Annotated in this window: 13 protein-coding genes; 2 read left to right on the top strand and 11 right to left on the bottom strand. The window is 67.4% G+C overall.

Annotated elements, in window-relative coordinates; translation table 11 throughout:
• Nucleotides 1–188: 188 nt before the first annotated feature.
• From ACYVD7_RS04495 to gap, 5 genes are all read right to left on the bottom strand, one after another.
• The gene (locus tag ACYVD7_RS04495) at nt 189–827 is read right to left on the bottom strand and encodes an HAD hydrolase-like protein (RefSeq protein WP_460759587.1); all 639 of its coding nucleotides are present in this window, start codon (nt 825–827) and stop codon (nt 189–191) included.
• A 90-nt stretch (nt 828–917) separates the two neighbouring features.
• Complete coding sequence (locus tag ACYVD7_RS04490; RefSeq protein ID WP_460759585.1) at nt 918–2,093, bottom strand: phosphoglycerate kinase; 1,176 nt, start codon at nt 2,091–2,093, stop codon at nt 918–920.
• 200 nt (nt 2,094–2,293) lie between these two features.
• Nucleotides 2,294–3,709, bottom strand: coding sequence for a DUF3999 domain-containing protein (locus ACYVD7_RS04485; protein WP_460759582.1), 1,416 nt, complete (start codon nt 3,707–3,709; stop codon nt 2,294–2,296).
• Complete coding sequence (locus ACYVD7_RS04480) at nt 3,706–6,585, bottom strand: DUF2339 domain-containing protein (protein ID WP_460759579.1); 2,880 nt, start codon at nt 6,583–6,585, stop codon at nt 3,706–3,708. Before ACYVD7_RS04480 ends, ACYVD7_RS04485 begins: the two co-directional genes overlap by 4 nt.
• Before the next feature lie 295 nt (nt 6,586–6,880).
• Nucleotides 6,881–7,885 carry a type I glyceraldehyde-3-phosphate dehydrogenase gene (gap, locus tag ACYVD7_RS04475; protein ID WP_460759576.1) on the bottom strand — a complete coding sequence of 335 codons (1,005 nt, stop codon included), beginning with the start codon at nt 7,883–7,885 and terminating at the stop codon, nt 6,881–6,883.
• A gap of 108 nt (nt 7,886–7,993) precedes the next feature.
• Here gap and ACYVD7_RS04470 point away from each other — a divergent pair, with 108 nt between their 5' ends.
• Nucleotides 7,994–8,890: a S1/P1 nuclease gene (locus ACYVD7_RS04470; protein WP_460759574.1), complete on the top strand. Its 897-nt coding sequence runs from the start codon at nt 7,994–7,996 to the stop codon at nt 8,888–8,890.
• A complete protein-coding gene (locus ACYVD7_RS04465) occupies nt 8,887–9,804 on the top strand; it encodes an MBL fold metallo-hydrolase (RefSeq protein WP_460759571.1) in 918 nt (305 codons plus the stop codon). Before ACYVD7_RS04470 ends, ACYVD7_RS04465 begins: the two co-directional genes overlap by 4 nt.
• A 148-nt stretch (nt 9,805–9,952) precedes the next feature.
• Here ACYVD7_RS04465 and ACYVD7_RS04460 read toward each other — a convergent pair whose 3' ends face one another.
• The 6 genes from ACYVD7_RS04460 to ACYVD7_RS04435 form a co-directional block, all read right to left on the bottom strand.
• The gene (locus tag ACYVD7_RS04460) at nt 9,953–12,019 is read right to left on the bottom strand and encodes an oxidoreductase (protein WP_460759569.1); all 2,067 of its coding nucleotides are present in this window, start codon (nt 12,017–12,019) and stop codon (nt 9,953–9,955) included.
• Between the two features lie 88 nt (nt 12,020–12,107).
• The gene (locus tag ACYVD7_RS04455) at nt 12,108–12,542 is read right to left on the bottom strand and encodes a hypothetical protein (RefSeq protein ID WP_460759567.1); all 435 of its coding nucleotides are present in this window, start codon (nt 12,540–12,542) and stop codon (nt 12,108–12,110) included.
• A gap of 255 nt (nt 12,543–12,797) precedes the next feature.
• Nucleotides 12,798–14,792: a transketolase gene (gene tkt / locus ACYVD7_RS04450; RefSeq protein WP_460759565.1), complete on the bottom strand. Its 1,995-nt coding sequence runs from the start codon at nt 14,790–14,792 to the stop codon at nt 12,798–12,800.
• Nucleotides 14,793–15,397: 605 nt separating this feature from the next.
• Nucleotides 15,398–15,823 carry a hypothetical protein gene (locus ACYVD7_RS04445; protein ID WP_460759562.1) on the bottom strand — a complete coding sequence of 142 codons (426 nt, stop codon included), beginning with the start codon at nt 15,821–15,823 and terminating at the stop codon, nt 15,398–15,400.
• 81 nt (nt 15,824–15,904) lie between these two features.
• Nucleotides 15,905–17,194: a dicarboxylate/amino acid:cation symporter gene (locus ACYVD7_RS04440; protein ID WP_460759560.1), complete on the bottom strand. Its 1,290-nt coding sequence runs from the start codon at nt 17,192–17,194 to the stop codon at nt 15,905–15,907.
• Between the two features lie 299 nt (nt 17,195–17,493).
• Nucleotides 17,494–18,840 carry a dicarboxylate/amino acid:cation symporter gene (locus tag ACYVD7_RS04435; RefSeq protein ID WP_460759557.1) on the bottom strand — a complete coding sequence of 449 codons (1,347 nt, stop codon included), beginning with the start codon at nt 18,838–18,840 and terminating at the stop codon, nt 17,494–17,496.
• Between the last annotated feature and the right edge of the window lie 36 nt (nt 18,841–18,876).

Genomic DNA, 18,876 nt, shown 5'->3' with positions numbered 1-18,876 from the left:
TCATCCATCGACTTCCGTGCACGTCGAAAACTGCCGTGTTCCGTGCCGCCAACCACCTGGCGTCACTGGATGACCGGCTTCGCCGTTGTAAAGCGCTTCCCGCCTTCGCGGGGATGACATTGGATACACGAAAGCCCCGATGCGTAGCGACTGGCGCACCAGTCCACAGGCACCGCTGCGATGACGTATCAGGCCGCGAGCAACGCCCGCAACTCACCCGGATGGGTCGCCATCAGCCCTGCACCGGCGCCCTGCAGTTCGTCGCGCCCGCCAAACCCCCACAGCACGCCGATGTTGCGCATGCCGTGATGGCGCGCGCCTTCGACGTCCATGCGGCGATCACCGATCATCCAGCAATCGTCGGGCGCAGCGTCGAGTCGACGCAGGGCCTCGGCGATCAGGTCCGGCTTGTCGCTGCGGCTGCCGTCGATGGTGGCACCGATGACGTCGACGAAGCGCTCGCCAAACGGCAGATGCGCGGCGATCTTGCGCGCATGCGGCTCGTTCTTCGCCGTCACCACCGCCAACCGGTGGCCGGCGTCATGCAGGGCTTCGATGGCGTCGGCGATGCCGTCATAGACCTCGTGCTCCGCCCAACCGTGCGACTCGAAGCGTTCGCGGTAGTGCAATACCGCCTGCTCAACCTTGTCGTCGTCGCGCAGCAGCGGCGCGAAGCTGGTGCGCAACGACGGGCCGATCCAGCGGCGCAGTTCCGCATGCGGCGGGACTTCCAGCCCCATCTGCGTCAACGCGTGCGCGACGCAGCGGGTGATGCCGATCTCGGAATTGATCAGCGTACCGTCCATGTCGAAGAAGATCGTGGCCATGTTTACCGTGCACCTACGTCAAAGGAATTGCAGCCCGCCGCCTGACGTTCCCGGCCGCGGGCGCGGCATCGATATCCCCGCGGCTTCATTTCAATCGCGGGCCGCCTTGAGCGCCGCGACCGCCGGCAGCTCCTTGCCTTCCAGGAATTCCAGGAACGCGCCGCCGCCGGTGGAGATGTAGGAAACGTCGTCCTCGATGCCGTACTTGTCCACTGCCGCCAGCGTGTCGCCGCCACCGGCGATCGAGAACGCCTTCGACGCGGCAATCGCGCGCGCCAACGTTTCCGTACCCTTGCCGAAGGCGTCGAACTCGAACACGCCAACCGGCCCATTCCACACCACCGTGCCTGCGTTGGCGATCATCTGCGCGTAACGCGCCGCGGTGTCCGGGCCGATGTCGAGGATCATGTCGTCCGCGCCAACGGCATCGACCGACTTGATTGTCGCCGGCGCATCCGCGGCGAATGCCGGTGCGACGACCACGTCGGTCGGCACCGGGATGTCGGCGCCGCGCGCCTTCGCGTCGGCGATGATCTTCTTCGCGGTATCGAGCAGGTCCATCTCGACCAGCGACTTGCCGACGCCAAAGCCCATCGCGGTGATGAAGGTGTTGGCGATGCCGCCACCGACGATCAACTGGTCGACTTTGCCCACCAGCGAGGACAGCAGCTCCAGCTTGGTACTGACCTTGGAGCCGGCGACGATCGCCAGCAGCGGGCGCGCCGGGTTGTCCAGCGCCTTGGCCAGCGCGTCGAGCTCCGCCATCAACAACGGGCCGCCGGCGGCCTGCTTCGCGAACTTGATGACCCCATGCGTGGAGGCCTGCGCGCGGTGCGCGGTGCCGAACGCGTCCATGACGAAGACATCGCACAGCGCGGCGTACTTCTTCGACAGGTCTTCGTTGTCCTTGCCCTCGCCGACGTTCATTCGGCAGTTCTCGAGCAGCACCAGCTGGCCCGGCGCGACCTCGACACCGTCCACCCAGTCCTTCACCAGCGGCACGTCACGACCCATGAGTTCCGACAGCCGCGCCGCGACCGGTGCGAGCGAGTCTTCCTGCGTCCACGCGCCTTCCTTCGGCCGCCCCAGGTGCGACATCACCATCACCGCGGCGCCCTGCTCCAGGGCCAGCTTCAGCGTAGGGATGGACGCGGTCAGGCGCTGGTCGGAGGTGACCTTGCCCTCCGCGACCGGGACATTGAGGTCCTGGCGGATCAGCACGCGCTTGCCGGCGAGGTCGAGGTCGGTCATGCGGAGGATGGACATGGGGCTCCTGGGCCGTTGGGGGGCCGGCGGCGAAAAAGGGCGCACATTGTCCGGCGCCAGGGCCGGGCTTTCAAACGCGGCGGCAGCACGGCCCGGCGGAATTGGCGGCGATTGGCATGTTGCCAGCGCTTCCGCAGGTGGATCGCTGGTTCGGATCGCCACGCTGAAGCGACCCGAACAGCGGGCCGCCGCGCCCCGCATCAGGCGTCGCCGCCCTCTGCGGGCTTCGGCGCTGCACCGCGCAGCAGGGTGACCGCGAACGCGACCACGACCAGCGCGCCCAGCCCCAGCACCGCCCACAACAACCATGCCTTCCAGTCGCGCGCCTCGCGCAGCGCGGCGTCGCCGGCAAGCACCTGCGGCACGCCGAGATAAGCCGGCGCAGGCTGCCAGTCGGCACCACGCTTGCGACGCAATTCGGCGACCAGCTGCGGAATCGGCGATGTCGCCCGCTGCGCGCGTGCGCTGCCGGCTGCGAGTGTGTAGGGGGCTGGACCCTGCGCGAGGAACACGACGATTTCCGGCCGATAACCCAGACGCAACGTCGGCTCCGCGTCGAGCTTGCCATTGGCGCGCAGGCGCCATTGGCGGTCACGCACCGGCACATTCAATTCGCGCGGCGCGGAATGATTGCCGGGACCGCTCGCGCCCAGCTGGTACGCCACCCATGGGCCGGCGCGAGGCTGCCAGTCGTCTTCGTCGTTGTCGCGACTTTCCAGTCGCCACTCCACCGCATGGTTGCCGGCGATGGCGACGTCCGCCTGCTGCACGGGGAAGCGGCCTTCGATCTGGAATTCGAAGGCATCGCCGCCGTCGGCCGTCGTGCGCTCGCCCTTCAGCTCCAGCCATTTCGGCTGTACCGCCGCACGCGCCGCGGCCAGCTCGGCATTGACGGCGGTGATGGTGATCGCCTGATCGCGGCGATCGGGCGTGAGGCGCAGGTACTTCAGCTTCTGGTAGTGCGGCAGCAGGCCGTACAGCTCGATGCGTCGATGCAGCAGGCGCACGCCTTCGCGCTGCAGGTCGACCAGGCGACCGCGCGTCGCCAGCGGTTGCCAATGCTCGAGGTCGTCGCTGCCTTCCACGCGGTAGCCGAGATCCAGTGCATCGATCGGCTGCCACTGCAGCTCCAGTGCGACGATCGCGTCACGCACGCGACTCACATCCACCAGCAGTGCGCTGCGCGGCAATGCGGCAGCGGCGGTGTCGGTGATGCGCGCCTCCACCCGGCTAAGCCTGCCATCGGCGTCGGCCTGGCTCACCAGCTCCCACCCCTTCGCACCGGCATCGGCGGCGGACGCCGGCAACGCAAACCACGGCAAGGCGATGCGCTGTGCCGGCTTCACCAGGGCTTCCTCGGGTGCGAACACCGCGGTGGCCACCGGCGTGCCGTCGGCATTGACGACGACGAAGTCGCGCACCTGTCGATCGCGTAGTTGCCGGTAGACGTTTTCGTCGAGCGTGGCGCGATAGGCGCCCTCGTTGTCGTGCGCAAGCGTCAGTGGCCATTGCCGCGCGTAGTCGTCGCGCACCGCGGCGAAGGCGAGCAGCGGCGGGATGCAGGCGAGGATGATCCAGGCGAAGGCGATCAGTCGTCGGAGGGCGGAAGCGTTCATGCAGTTTCCTCCGTCGCGTTCGATTCATCGGACGCAGCCCTTGGCGGCGCCGGCGCGAAGTAGCCCACGGCCGTGCACAGCAGGCCGTAGGCGATGAAGGACGCAATGCCCAGCAGGTTGCCCAGGTGCTGGCGATCGACCAGCACGAGCTTGGCCAGCACCACCGCCATCAGCACCGCACCGGCAAGCCACAACCCGCGTTGGCCGCGTCGCGAACCGACGATCCAGCCCAGCACGCCCAGCACGCTCCACACGATGGTCAGGCTGGTCTGCACCAGGCTGGCGGAGAACATCGCGGAATCCCATGCGATGCCGCCCCAGTGGTGCGTCGCGCGCAGCGTGATCGTGGTGATCAGCGCGAATGCGGCCGCAGCCAGCGCAGGAATGCGCAGCGCGCGCAGGTCGTCGGGCGCGAGTTCGCTCGCGAGCCACTTCATCGCCAGCACAAGTACGGCGGCCTGTGCGAGGTCCAGCGGATTGAGCATCGCAACCCACGGCAGCGGATCGGCCGCACCCGGCGCGAACAATGCACCCAACGCCGCCAATGCCAGGGCCGCGATGAAGGAACCCTGCAACGGCGCGCGCCATTCCGCGAAGCGATCCACAAGCGGCATCGCAACCAGCGCCGGTCGCCATTGGACCAGCGCTGCCGTCAGCAGCCACGGCAGGCCGAACGCCGCCAGACGCCAGCCGTCGCCTAGCTGCGCCTGGTGTGCGAAGTGCTGCAGGAACAACGCGACTGCCAGCGGCCATGCCCACAGCCACGCGCTGTGCGCGACGGCGATACCGAGGTTGGCGTGGGCGGGACCGTCGCGTTCGACGTCCGCATGGTCGACATCGGCATCGGCACGAACGTCGACATCGACACGCAGGCAACCCAGGATGCGCCAGCCGGCCACGGCGTACAGCAGCCACGCGACCAAGCCGTAGTCGCGGAACGGATGCGCATGGGTCGTCGCCTGCACCAGCGCCAGCACCACGGGGAGCGCCATGGCGGCGACCGCCGTCCACGCCAGCGCACGCGCCGGGGCGCGACGTTGCACTTCCGCCGCGATCCAGCCCGTGGCGACGACAAACAACATCGTCGCGTCCACCTGTACGGGATCGGCGACGAAGCGCGCGATCTCGGTGAGGCCGTTGCCGGCCCACCACGCCAGCCCCCACAGGTAGTACGGCAGGGCGAAGGTCGTGATCGCCTTGCGTCGATAGCTCCACGCACAGGCGAAGCCCGCCAACGCGATCAGCAGCGCGCCCATGAAACGCGCATTCACCACGGCCTGCAGCGGCGCGACGGAATTGCCAACGCCAATCACGAAACTCAGCGCGGCCAGCAGTTGCAACAGCAGTCCGGTCGCCTGCGGCAGGCGTCGTCCCTGGTGCAATCCCAGCCACGCCAATGCCGCACCTTCCAGCGCGAATACGCTTGCGGTCGCCTGCGCCGACAACGCCAGCGGCACCGCGAGCGTGGCGAACCCGACGGCGAGCAACGCGCACGGCGTGGAGAGTTCCATCAGCCTCTCGCGATTGCGCAGCAGCCAGGCCAGCGCGGCGTACACCACGCCCAGTCCGAGCGCGCAGAACGCCAGCATCATGCGCGCCGCGTCCGGGAAGGTCCCATGCAGCAATCCGGCTTCCAGCGAGAACGCCACCAGCGGTGTGCCGAACACCAGGCAGCCTTCGATCGCGCCACGGCGACCCGCACGGCGGCGCACATGGAAGATCGGGATCAGCAGGTAGAACGCGTAGAAGAGCGCAAGGAACGGTTGCGTCGTTCCGAACTTCTCCGGCTTGTAATCCCAGGCGCCCCACAGCGTGCCGATGCCGAAGGTGAACACGAAACCCAGCAGGTTCAGCAGGCGCCACGAACGGAACCACGCGATGACGAAGATCGCGGCGTTGAGCACCGCGTAGTAGCCAAACAGCGCGACGTGGTTGCCGCTTCCGGTCGACAGCCACAACGGTGCGAGGAAGCCGGCGAGCAACGCCAGCACCGCCAGCGCGAGCGCATCCTGCAGCACCGCGAGGACGCCCGCACCGGCGACGATCGCCACGCTCAGGCCGAACGCCGCACCCGCGGGAATGAGGTGGTAGAGCTTGAACGCCGCGAACGCCACCAGCAGCAGCACGCCGATCGCACCACCCTGTACGGCCAGTGCGAAGCTGCGCCGCGTCTCGCGCTGGCGCCACGCGAACACCAGCCCGCCCAGCGCCGACAACGCCACGCCCGCCAGTCGCAGTTCGATCGGCAGGTGCAACCAGCCCTGGTCGGTGGCGTACTTGAGCAACGCGGCGACGCCGGCAAACAGCACCAGCACGCCGACCTTCACCGGCACGTTGCCTTCGGTGAACCAGCGTCGCACCGCACGCAGGCCCAGCGTCAGCGGATCGGGGCGGCGCGGCGGCGTGGGAATGCGTGGACGCGCGGACGCCGGGGGGGTGGCATCGCGCACGGACGGTGTTGAAGCCGCGGCGCGCGCCGGCATGTCGGGCAGCGGCGGCGGAACCGCGGCCGACACTGCGGCGCCGTCTTCAGGTTCGACAGTACGGTCGGTAGGCGGTTGGATCGCCGGCGACGCCGCCGACTCGCCTGACGCGGCGTTGTTGCTACCGGTATCCAGGGACGATGATGCAACCGCCGCGCCTGGCATCGGCTCGCGCCGGACAGATGTCGACTCGCGCTGCGCTGGCGAAGGTTGGGCCCGCATCCAGTCGCCCAGCGACGGCTCGGCCGCCTGCGACGCCCCACGCAGCGCCTGCACGTCCGCTTCCAGTCGACCCACGCGCTGCTTGAGTCCGCTGATCATCACCAGCGCCGCGATCAGCAACACCGGCACGGCCAGCAGTGCCAGTACGACCAGTACGATCAATCCTTCCATCGGTCCATGTCCCCTCGCAGTCGGTGGGACGTTACACCAAAAGCGACGGGGCTCCGTCCCTGCGCGAGGCCCTGCCTTCCCGCGAATGGGCGAACCTGACACTGCCCGGCAAGCGGCGTCACCATGTCACGCGACGCCCGTAGCGCGGCGTTCTGCTTTCATCGCAGGTGCCGCAGTTTTCATTGCCAACACGATGGCAACGGAGCCTTCCGGTTCTACAAAAAGCATGGCGTCCCTTGCCACCAACAAAAAAACCCCGCTTGCGCGGGGTTTTTCGTGACTGCTTCGGTATCGCTTACTTGCCGGCGACGACCTTGACCATTTCCAGGCACTTGTTGGAGTAGCCCCATTCGTTGTCGTACCAGCTGACCAGCTTGACGAAGGTGCCATCCAGCGCAATGCCGGCTTCGGCATCGAACACCGAGGTGCAGGTCTCGCCGACGAAATCCGTCGCGACGACCTTGTCTTCGGTGTAGCCCAGCACGCCCTTGAGTGCGCCCTGCGACTGCGCCTTCATTTCCGCGCAGATCTCGGCGTAGGTGGCGGGCTTGTCGAGTTCAACGGTCAGGTCGACCACCGACACGTCGGACGTCGGCACGCGGAAGGCCATGCCGGTGAGCTTCTTGTTGAGTTCCGGGATCACCACGCCGACGGCCTTCGCGGCGCCGGTGCTGGACGGAATGATGTTCTCGAGGATGCCGCGGCCGCCGCGCCAGTCCTTGTTGGACGGGCCGTCGACGGTCTTCTGCGTCGCGGTGGCGGCGTGCACGGTGGTCATCAGGCCGCGCTTGATGCCCCACTTGTCGTTGACGACCTTGGCGATCGGCGCCAGGCAGTTGGTGGTGCAGCTGGCATTGGAGATGATCGCTTCGCCGTTGTACTTGGCGTGGTTCACGCCGTAGACGAACATCGGCGTGTCGTCCTTCGACGGAGCGGACAGCACGACCTTCTTCGCGCCGGCGTCGAGGTGCTTCTGCGCGGTGACCTTGTCGAGGAACAGGCCGGTGGATTCGATGACGACGTCGGCGCCGACTTCATCCCACTTCAGGTTGGCCGGATCGCGTTCCTGGGTCAGGCGGATCTTCTTGCCGTTGACGACCAGGGTGTTGCCTTCGACCGACACGTCGCCCTTGAAGCGACCATGCACGGAGTCGTAACGCAGCATGTAGGCCAGGTACTCGGGCTCCAGCAGGTCGTTGATGGCGACGATCTCGATATCGTTGCCGAAGTTCTGCACGGCGCTGCGCAACACGTTGCGGCCGATGCGGCCGAAGCCGTTGATGCCAACCTTGATCGCCATTTCGGGGGGACTCCTGCGGTGGGATTTGCGACGAAAGGTCGCTATTTTAGCCGTTCCCCCTCCCCCGGGCACCCACTCAGGCGTGCCTGCCCCGAACGAGCCCGCTGCATGCGCCGATCCACCCGCCGCCTCGCCATCGTCGTCCCGACCCTGCTCCTGCTCGTCCTGGCCACCCCCGTCGGGGCCTGGAGCGCCCTGGGGCACCGCCTGATCGGCGAGCTGGCCCAGCGCCACCTGACCCCGGCCGCGCGGGCCCAGGTCGCGGAACTGCTCGCCGATGAACCCACCCCGACCCTGGCCGGCGTGGCCACCTGGGCCGACACCCTGCGCGACAGCGACCCGGCACGCTTCAAGGCCACCAGCCGCTGGCACTACGCCGACATGACCGGTGGCGGCTGCAATTTCGACGCCCGACGCGACTGCCCGGACGGCCAGTGCGTGGTCGGCGCGATCGAGGCCCAGCGCAAGGTCCTGGCTGATCGCAGCCAGCCGGTCGAGGCCCGGCGCGAGGCGCTGAAGTTCCTGGTCCACTTCGTCGGCGACGTGCACCAGCCGCTGCACTCGAGCAACCACCGCGACCTCGGCGGCAACAAGTACCAGGTCAGCCTCACCACCGACCTCGAGCCCGAGGCCTATGCCCGCGACAAGTACGACCGCGCGACGCACGTGATGGGCACCAACCTGCATTCGGTGTGGGACTACTACATCCTCGGCGAGCGCGGCCTGAGCGTCGCGGCGTACGCGGACCGGCTCGATCGCCAGCCGTGGCCCCCGGCGGGCGGCCTGCTGAGTGGCGCGGCCGCCTGGGCCGGCGAATCCTGCCGCCTGATCGATGCGCGCCAGCTCTACCCGACCACCGCGAGCGGCGCGGAAGAACACAAGCTGGACCACCGCTACAACGACGCGCAGCGGGCATTGGCGGAACAACGCGTGCGGCAGGCCGCATGGCGATTGTCCAACCTGCTCAACGAAACCCTGGTCAACGAAACACCAGGCAAGCCATGACGACCGCTGCCATCGCATCGCCTGCACCCGTCGTCCACCCGTTCCACCACGCCGAGTCGGGGACCTGGAGCTACGTCGTCGCCGATCCGGCCACGCGGCAGGCCGCGATCATCGATCCGGTGCTGGATTTCGATGCCAAGTCCGGCCGCACCGGAAACACCTTCGCCCAACAGCTGCTCGAGTGCGTCATCGAACAGCGCCTGCAGGTGCGCTGGCTGCTGGAAACCCACGCCCACGCCGACCACCTCACCGCCGCGCAATGGCTGGCCAAGCGGTTGCCCGATGCAATGGTCGCCATCGGCCAGGGCATCCGCGAGGTGCAGCGCACGTTCGCCACCGTGTTCGACCTGGAAGACAGGATCTCCGGTCCGCACTCGACGTTCGACTGCCTGTTCGGCGACGACGACGTATTCACCCTGGGCAGCATCAAGGCGCGCGCGATCCCGGTGCCCGGCCACACCCGCGACAGCCTGGCCTACCTCATCGGCGACGCGCTGTTCACTGGCGACTCGCTGTTCATGCCTGACGCCGGCACCGCGCGCTGCGACTTCCCCGGTGGCGACGCGGCGATGCTGTATCGCTCGATCCACCACCTCTTCGAGTTGCCGGATGAAACACGCGTATTCGTCTGCCACGACTACGGCATCAAGCCGGTGGAAGGCGGGCGCGACGACAACAAGGGCCGCGGCCCGCTGGGCGAAACCACGATCGGCGAACAGAAGCGCAGCAACATCCACGTTCGCATCGGCGTGAGCGAAACCGAGTTCGTCACCATGCGCGAAGCACGCGATGCCACGCTCGCCGTTCCGGCGCTGATCCTGCCCGCGCTGCAGGTCAATCTGCGCGCCGGCACGCTGCCGGAGGCGTCGCCCAACGGCGTGCGCTACCTGAAGATTCCGCTGGACCAGTTCTGAGGCATCGAGTCCAGAGGGTCGAACCTTCGTAGGGCGGGTCTTGACCCGCCGCCCGTCATCGCAGACTGCGTTCGGAAGAAGACGCGGGATTGGCGCACCAAGGCCCGCCCCATTGATGCCGTCCTGGCGCGGCGGGCCAAGGCCCGCTCTACAGCGCCGCAGCCACCCGGCTGCCCTGGTCGATCGCACGCTTGGCATCGAGCTCCGCGGCGACATCGGCACCGCCGATCACGTGCACGCTGGCACCCAGCGCGCGCAGTTCGTCCGCCAGCGGGCGATGCGGCTCCTGTCCCGCGCAGATCACGACGTGGTCGACGGGCAGCGTCTGCAGCGCGCCATCGACGCGGATGTGGAAGCCTTCGTCATCGACGCCGACATAGTCCACGCCACCGAGCATGCGCACCTGCTTCGCCTTCAGCGTGGCGCGATGGATCCAGCCGGTCGTCTTGCCGAGCTTGGCGCCGGGCTTGCCGGGGCTGCGCTGCAGCAACCAGACCTCGCGCGTCGGGGCTTCCGGTGCGGCTTTGCGCAAGCCGCCGCGGTTGCCGTCGTAGCCCAGGTCCACCCCCCACTCCGCACGCCAGCGTTGCGCGTCCAGCGTCGGCATGGCGCCATCGAAGCCGTGCGCCGCATGCACGAGGAACTCGGCGACATCGAAGCCGATGCCGCCCGCACCCACGATCGCGACCTTCGCGCCCGGCACGACGCGTCCGGTCAGCACGTCGATGTAGCTCACCACTTTCGCGTGCGTTGAACCGGGGAAATCCACCTTGCGCGGCTGGATGCCGCTGGCGAGGACGACTTCATCGAATGCCGTGGCCAGCGTCGCGACATCGGCGCGCGTGTTGAGGCGCACGTCGACCTTGGTAAGTTCCAGCTTTCGACGGAAATAGCGCAGCGTCTCGAAGAATTCCTCCTTGCCGGGAATGCGCTTGGCCAGGTTGAACTGGCCGCCGATGTCACCGGCGGCATCGAACAAGGTGACGCGATGCCCGCGCTCCGCCGCCACCGTCGCGGCGGCGAGCCCCGCGGGACCGGCACCGACGACCGCGACTGTTTTCGCGGTGCTCGCAGGGCGATAGACCAGCTGCGTTTCCGAACAGGCGCGCGGGTTGACCAGGCAGCTGGCGGTGTTGTTCTGGAACACGTGGTCCAGGCACGCCTGGTTGCAGGCGATGCAGGTGTTGATCTCATCCACGCGCCGCGCACGCGCCTTGTTCACCCACTGCGGATCGGCGAGCAGCGGTCGCGCCATCGACACCATGTCGGCTTCACCACTCGCGAGGATGCGTTCGGCGACATCGGGCATGTTGATGCGGTTGGTGGTGACCAGCGGCACCTGCACGTGCGGTTTCAGGCGCGCGGTGATGCCGGTGAACGCAGCGCGCGGCACCGAGGTCGCAATGGTCGGGATGCGCGCTTCGTGCCAGCCGATGCCGGTGTTGATGATCGTCGCGCCGGCGGCTTCGATTGCTTTTGCCTGCGCTACGACGTCGTCCCAGGTGCCGCCGTCGTCGACGAGATCGAGCATCGACAACCGGTAGATGATGATGAAGTCGGGACCGCAGGCCTCGCGGATGCGGCGCACGATCTCCACCGCGAAGCGCATGCGCTTTGCAGCATCGCCACCCCAGGCATCGGTGCGCTTGTTGGTGCGCGGCACGGTGAACTGGTTCAGCAGGTAGCCTTCCGAACCCATCACCTCCACGCCGTCGTAGCCACCGTCACGCGCAAGCTTCGCCGTACGCACGAAAGCGCGGATCTGCCGTTCGACGCCACCAGCGGACAGCGCGCGCGGCGTGAACGGATTGATCGGCGCCTTCAACTTCGACGGCGCGACCTGCAGCGGCTGGTAGCCGTAGCGACCCGAATGCAGGATCTGCAGGCAGATGCGACCGCCATGCGCGTGCACCGCGCGCGTGACCTGGCGATGCTTGCCGACATCCCACGGCCAGCGCAGCTTGCTGCCGAACGGCTTCAGCCAGCCTTCGATGTTCGGCGAGAAGCCGCCGGTGACCATCAGGCCCACGCCGCCTTCGGCGCGTTCGGCGAAATACGCGGCCAACTTCGGGAAATCGCGCGCCTTGTCTTCCAGTCCGGTGTGCATCGATCCCATCAGCACGCGGTTGGGCAACGTGCAGAAGCCCAGGTCGAGTGGAGCGAACAAGTTGGGGAAGACGGGGTGTGCGGCGGTCGGATCGGCGGCGGGGATCATTCGCGTACGCTTGCGTATGGATCGCGCAGGGTGCCGGGAAACGGGCGAGGCCACAAGGGGCGAAGCAGTCCCCTGCCCGTGCCGGCCCTCAATGGCGCGCGGCGGCGCGCACGCTTGCCTTGCCCGCCTCGCGGGAGAACGTGAACGCATACGCCAGCCTGACCGGAACGGCGCGAACCTGCGCATCGGCGCCCTCGCAGTCCTCGTCCTGCGGCGAGGCCGGCTTGCAGATGGCTGCGGCGACGAACGACCACTTTCGTGCCGCAGCGATCACCGCCTGAACCAGCAAGGTGGCGGAAGTGCCGGCCGGGTCCGCGCATTCGGAATCGCCGGGGAGCGGCCGAACATCGCCGACGTCGCCCGTCGCATCCACGACGATATCGGCGCACAGCGTCGTGGGCGCGAAGTCACCGTGGTCGATGCCCGCAGGAAACACCGGCATCGGTTGCTCGACCGGGATCGCCATCAGGAATCGCTCGTCTTGCTTCAGCTCGATCCGCGTCGCGGCCGGCGGGATGAACATGCGTGCTTCGATCTGGTCGCGCGCACCGCGCGTTGCGCAGGCAACAAGCGCGGACAACACCAGCATCGCCGCGAAACAACGAACCCGACTGTCCATGTGCACGACTGCCTCCAGCATTCGATCCCGTCGATGGCTGGTGAGCGTATGGGCGAGGTGCGGGAACGTCAACGAACCACCTGGCGCCGCGCCTGTGGATCGCGCCAATGAAAACGGCGCCCGCGGGCGCCGTTTTACTTTTGCAGCGGGTCGACAACCTCAACCGATCGAGCGGGCCGCCTCGACCACCTTGTCCACGGTGAAACCGAAATGCGGCAGCAGCTGTTCGATCGGCGCGCTGGCGCCATAGCTGTCGATGCCGATCACCGCGCCGTCCAGGCCGACGTACGCGCGCCAGAAGCCGGTGACGCCGGCTTCGATCGCGATGCGCTTGCGGCAGGCCTTCGGCAGCACGCTCTCGCGGTACTGCGCATCCTGTCGATCGAACACGTCGGTCGACGGCATCGACACCACGCGCACCTTGTCGCCGAGCTGCGCTGCAGCCTGCATCGCCAGGCCCACTTCGGAACCCGTGGCGATCAGGATGATCTCCGGCGCGCCGACCGAATCCTTCAGCACGTAGCCGCCGCGTTCGATGTCGGCGACCTGCTGCGCGCTACGCGTCTGATGCGGCAGGTTCTGGCGCGAGAAGATCAGGCAGCTGGGGCCGTCATGGCGCTCGATCGCCTTCTTCCAGCACACCGCGGACTCGACCGCGTCGCACGGACGCCACACGTCGTTGCCCGGGATGTAGCGCAGCGAGGCCAGGTGCTCGATCGGCTGGTGGGTCGGACCGTCTTCGCCCAGGCCAATGGAGTCGTGCGTGTAGACGTGGATCGCGTGCGCGCCCATCAGCGCGCTCATGCGCACGGCGTTGCGCGCGTAGTCGCTGAAGACCAGGAACGTCGCGTCGTACGGGATGAAGCACTCGTGCAGGCCCAGACCGTTGCTGATCGCGGTCATCGCGAATTCGCGCACGCCGAAGTAGATGTAGTTGGCGTTCGGGTCGGTGCTGGCGACCGACTTGCTGCCCTTCCACAACGTCAGGTTGGAATGGGCGAGGTCGGCGGAGCCGCCGATCAGTTCCGGCAGCAGCGGCGCGAAGGCTTCGATCGCCATCTGCGAGGCCTTGCGCGAAGCCACCACCGGGCCTTCGGCCTGCAGCTTGGTGATGTAGGCATCGGCGGCGGCAATGAAACCTTCCGGCAGCTCGTTGCGGTTGCGGCGCAGCAGTTCGGCGGACAGCTCCGGGAACTTCGCGGTGTAGGCCGCGAACACCTCGTTCCACTGCGCCTCGCGCTTGGCGCCGGCGTCGGTGCGCCAGGCATCGTAGATCTCCTGCGGGATCACGAACGCGTCGTGCGACCACTCCAGCGCGGCGCGCGTGGCGACGATCTCGTCCTTGCCCAGCGGCGCACCGTGGCTGGATTCCTTGCCGGCCTTGCCGGGCGAACCGAAGCCAATCGTGGTGCGGCAGCAGATCAGCGTCGGCTTGTCGCTGGACTTGAGCGCGGTCTCGATCGCGGTCTTGATCTCGACGCTGTCATGGCCGTTGACGCCGCGCACGACGTTCCAGCCGTAGGCCTCGAAGCGCGCCGGGGTGTTGTCGGTGAACCAGCCGTCGGTGTTGCCGTCGATCGAGATCTTGTTGTCGTCCCAGAACGCGATCAGCTTGTTCAGGCCCCAGGTGCCGGCGAGCGAGGCGGCTTCGTGCGAGATGCCTTCCATCAGGCAGCCGTCGCCCATGAACACATAGGTGTGGTGGTCGACGACCTCGAAGCCGGGCTGGTTGAAGCGCTGCGCCAGCAGCTTTTCGGCGAGCGCCATGCCCACCGCGTTGGCAAAGCCCTGGCCGAGCGGGCCGGTGGTGGTTTCCACGCCCGGCGTCATGAAGTTCTCGGGGTGGCCCGGCGTCTTGGATTCGAGCTGGCGGAATTTCTTCAGGTCCTCGATCGACAGGTCGTAGCCCGCCAGGTGCAGCAACGCGTACTGCAGCATCGAGCCATGGCCGTTGGAGAGGATGAAACGGTCGCGGTTGAACCACGACGGATTGGCCGGGTTGTGGCGCAGGTAGTCGTTCCACAGCACTTCGGCGATGTCGGCCATGCCCATGGGCATGCCGGGATGGCCGGAGTTGGCGGCCTGGACCGCGTCGATGGCGAGGAAACGGATGGCGTTGGCGAGTTCGCGGCGAGCAGGCTGGGGCGTCGTCATGGGAGGCGGCTGGAGGCGGGAAGCGGGGAAGAGAGGCGCGGCGGGCAGCACTGCGGGCCGGCGAAGGGCGCCATTGTCCCACAGCGGAGGCGGCGGACCCGCGTCTGGGTTGTGGTGAGGGTCGCGTGGGTCGGCCGGACCCGCGCGTGGGTCACGGCGAGGGTCGCGTGGGTCGGCGGGACCCGAGTGTGGGTCGCGGCGAAGGTCGCGCGGGTCGGCCGGACCCGCGTCTGGGTCGTGGCGAGGGTCGCGTGGGTCGGCCGGACCCGCGTCTGGGTTGTGGCGAGGGTCGCGTGGGTCGGCGGGACCCACGTCTGGGTCGCGGCGAGGGTCGCGTGGGTCGGCCGGACCCGAGCGTGGTTCGTGGCGAGGGTCGCGTGGGTCGGCGGGACCCACGTTTGGGTCGTGGCGAGGGTCGCGTGGCTTGGTGCAGGCGTAGGGCGGGTCTCGACCCGCCATCCGACCCGCCATCCGACCCGCCAAAGGTTGCGGCGCAGCGTCGATTCCCTTCGCCACGCGGCGGAACATGTTGGGTGGCGGGTCGAGACCCGCCCCACACGACAACGCCCCGACAGGCGGGGCGTTGTGCGGTGACCCGGGACGGCTTACTTGCCGTTGGCCGTATCGATGATGGCGCACATCTGTTTGATCTGGAAATCTTCGCTGGTGGCGTAGCCGCCCGGCGTCGTCTTGCTGATATTGACCTTGACGCTCTTGCCTTCCGGTTCGATCACCACGTTCACCGGCAGCGAGACCGAACCGCCGTTGTGCGTGGCCACGTACTCGGCCGTGAGCACGCCCATCCCCTTGTCGGAGCTGGTCACCTTGAATCCGGACTTCATCAGCTCGGTATAGACGCGCTTGAACGCCACGTCCCTGGATACGCCGGGCAGCACATCGAAGGTGCTGAAGCTACGGCCGCCGAAGAAGCTGCCTTCCTGCTTGTAGTTGGCCTGGCAGCCGGGCTTGCCCGTGTCCGCATTCGCTACGCCCATGACGGCGAGCAGGCCCAGCAACATCATTCCTTTCATCGGTTCATCCCATCGCGCACGGCACCCGCCATGGACGCCTTCCTTTGCGCCCGTCGAGTATAGCCACGCGCCACGTACCGCCTACGCTTCGCGCTCTCCCTTCGACACCATCGCCGCGATGGCCAGGTCACCGGTCACGTTGAGCGTGGTGCGGCACATGTCGAGGAAGTGGTTGACGCCCAGGATCAGGCCGATGCCTTCGGGCTTCACGCCGACCATCGCGCAGATCAGCGCCACCACCGGCAACGAACCCGACGGCACGCCCGCGGTGCCGATGCCGCCGAGGATGCACACGAACATCACCGTCACCTGCTGGGTCAGCGACAGGTCCACGCCGAAGAACTGGGCGAGGAAGATCACGGTGACGCCTTCGAACAGCGCCGTGCCGTTCTGGTTGGCGGTGGCGCCGACGGTGAGGACGAAGCGCGAGATGTTGCGCGGCAGCTTCAACTTCTCGTCGGCGACGCGCAGCGACGTCGGCAGCGTGGCGTTGCTGGAAGCGGTGGAGAAGGCGAGCAGCATTGCTTCCTGCACCGCGCGGAAAAACTGCAGCGGCGAACGGCCACCGATGAACTTCAGCGCGATCGAATAGGTCACGAACATATGCAGCGCCAGCGCGCCAACCACCACGGCGACATAGCCGGCCAGCTTGAACAGCAGGTCCCAGCCGAACACCACGGTCATGTTGAACATCAGGCACGCCACCGCATACGGCGCCAGGCGGATCACCATGCCGATCAGGGTCATCGATACGTCGAACACGCCCTGGATAGCGCGCGTGAGCGTTTGCGTCGCCTCGTTGCGGGTGACGACCAGGCCGATGCCGAGCATCAGCGCGAAGAACATCACCGACAGGATGGTGCCGTTGCTGGACGCCGCCGCGACGACGTTGTCGGGCACGATCGACAACAGCATGTCCAGGCCCTTGGGCTGTTCGCCCAGGTCACTGACGATGCCGCGCGCGCGTTCGGCGTTGTCGCTGAGCAGCTTGAGCGCCTGCGCCTCGTCCACGCCGGCACCCGGCTTGAACACGTTGACCATCACCAGGCCCAGCACGACCGCCAGCGCCGACATCACCACGGTGTAGCTGAGCGTCTTCCAGCCGACGCGGCCAAAGGCGCGGACGTCGCCCATCTCCGACACACCGATCACCAGCGCGGAAAACAGCAGCGGGATCACCAGCATGAAGATCAGGCGCAGGAAGATCGTCGCCGCGGGCTGGGTGACGTAGGTGGTGAGCAGCTTCACCCACCCGGCGTCGGCACCACGGGTGTAGTACACGAGCAGTCCGAGGGCGAGACCGACCATGAAGCCGATCAGCATCTTCCAGTGCAACGGCAGCTTCGGCGGGACAGCGCGGGCTTCGCTCATCGCCTGGCTCCGGTGTCGGATGCCCGAGCTTACCAAGCGGGTGCGTCGTCCTCGGTCAACGGATGCCTCGCGCCGACGCCAGGGAAGGACTGGATAGAGCGCATGTCGTCCCGAGCGCAGCGAGGGACCTGCTGTTTCGCCGCGAAAACAGATCCCTCGCTGCGCCCGGGTTGGCAGGGTGAGACTTGTTCAGATGTTCCGTGATGGGAGCCGGCGCGGGTGGCCGGCTTATCCAGGCTCGCTCCGCCGTAAGCGGAGCCGGGTGACCGCGGCTTTTACCGCGGCCCCTGCGACGGCTTCTACAGCACGTTTTCCACGGTTTCCACGTTTTCCGTCGCCGCCAACGCAACTTCGGCCTCGCCACTGCGGGCGGAAACCACGACTGCCGTCGCCAGGTCACCGGTCACGTTGAGCGAGGTGCGGCACATGTCGAGGAAGCTGTTGACGCCCAGGATGATGCCGATGCCCGCCGGGTTGAGGCCGATGATGCCGCAGATCATCGCAATCACCGGCAACGAACCCGACGGAATACCGGCGGTACCGATGCCGCCGAGGATGCACAGCCCCAGCACCATCAGCTGCTCGGCCAGCGGCAGGTGCAGGCCGAACACCTGCGCCAGGAACAGCACGGTCACGCCTTCGAACAGCGCGGTGCCGTGATGGTTGGCCGAAGCGCCGACGGTGAGCACGAAACGACTGACCTTGCGCGGCAGGTGCAGGTTTTCTTCGGCCACGCGCAGGGTGACCGGCAAGGTGGCGGTGGAAGACGCCGTGGCGAACGCGGTCAGCACGGCTTCCTGGCTGCCGCGGAAGAACACGCGCGGCGACATGCCGCCCATGAACTTCACCCACAGCGGCAGCACCACGAACATGTGGATGGCCAGCGCCAGCACGACCGTGACCACGAAGTAGGCCAGGCTGGTGAGCGCATCGCCACCCAGCTTCGCGCACAACGTGAACATGAAGCAGGCCACGGCGTACGGCGCCAGGCGGATGAACAGCCCGATCAGGCGCATGCTGATCTCGAACAGCCCCTGCAGCGCGTGCTTGAACGCCTGCGTCGCCGGCGACGGCGTCAGCACCAGGCCGATGCCGATCATCAGTGCGAAGAAGACGATGCCGAGCTTCTGCTTGTCATCGCCGGCGGCGGTGACGACGTTGTGCGGAACGATGTTGACCAGCAGGTCGAAGAAGCGCAGCTGCTGGCCGTTGGTCACGATCTCGCCGATGCGGTCGGCGTTGTCGCTCATCGCCTTCTGCACCAGCACCGGGTCCATGTGCAGCCCGGGCTGGATCAGGTTGACCATCAACAGGCCGATCGCGACAGCCGCACCGGTGACCACCGCCGTGTAGGTCAGCGTGCGCCAGCCCAGGCGGCCGAGGCTGGCGATGTCGCCAAGTTCGGTCACGCCCAGCACCAGTGCCGAGAACATCAGCGGCAGCACCAGCATGAAGAGAAGGTTGAGGAAGATCTGCCCGAACGGCTTGGCCACGTAGGCGATGACGCCAGCCACCCATGGCGTATCGGCGCCAATGTACGTGTGAACCAGCACGCCGAGCACGGCGCCGATGACGAAGCCAAGCAACACCTTCACGTGCAGCGGAATCCCCTTGGAGGGGGCGACGGACAGGTTGGCGTGGGTCATTGCGGGCGGTCTCGGATCGGCAAAACAGCCGCGAGA

It is taken from the genome of Lysobacter fragariae (genome assembly GCF_054779775.1).
The sequence above is the reverse complement of the archived record's forward strand: the minus strand, read 5'-3'. Positions and strand labels throughout refer to the sequence as shown.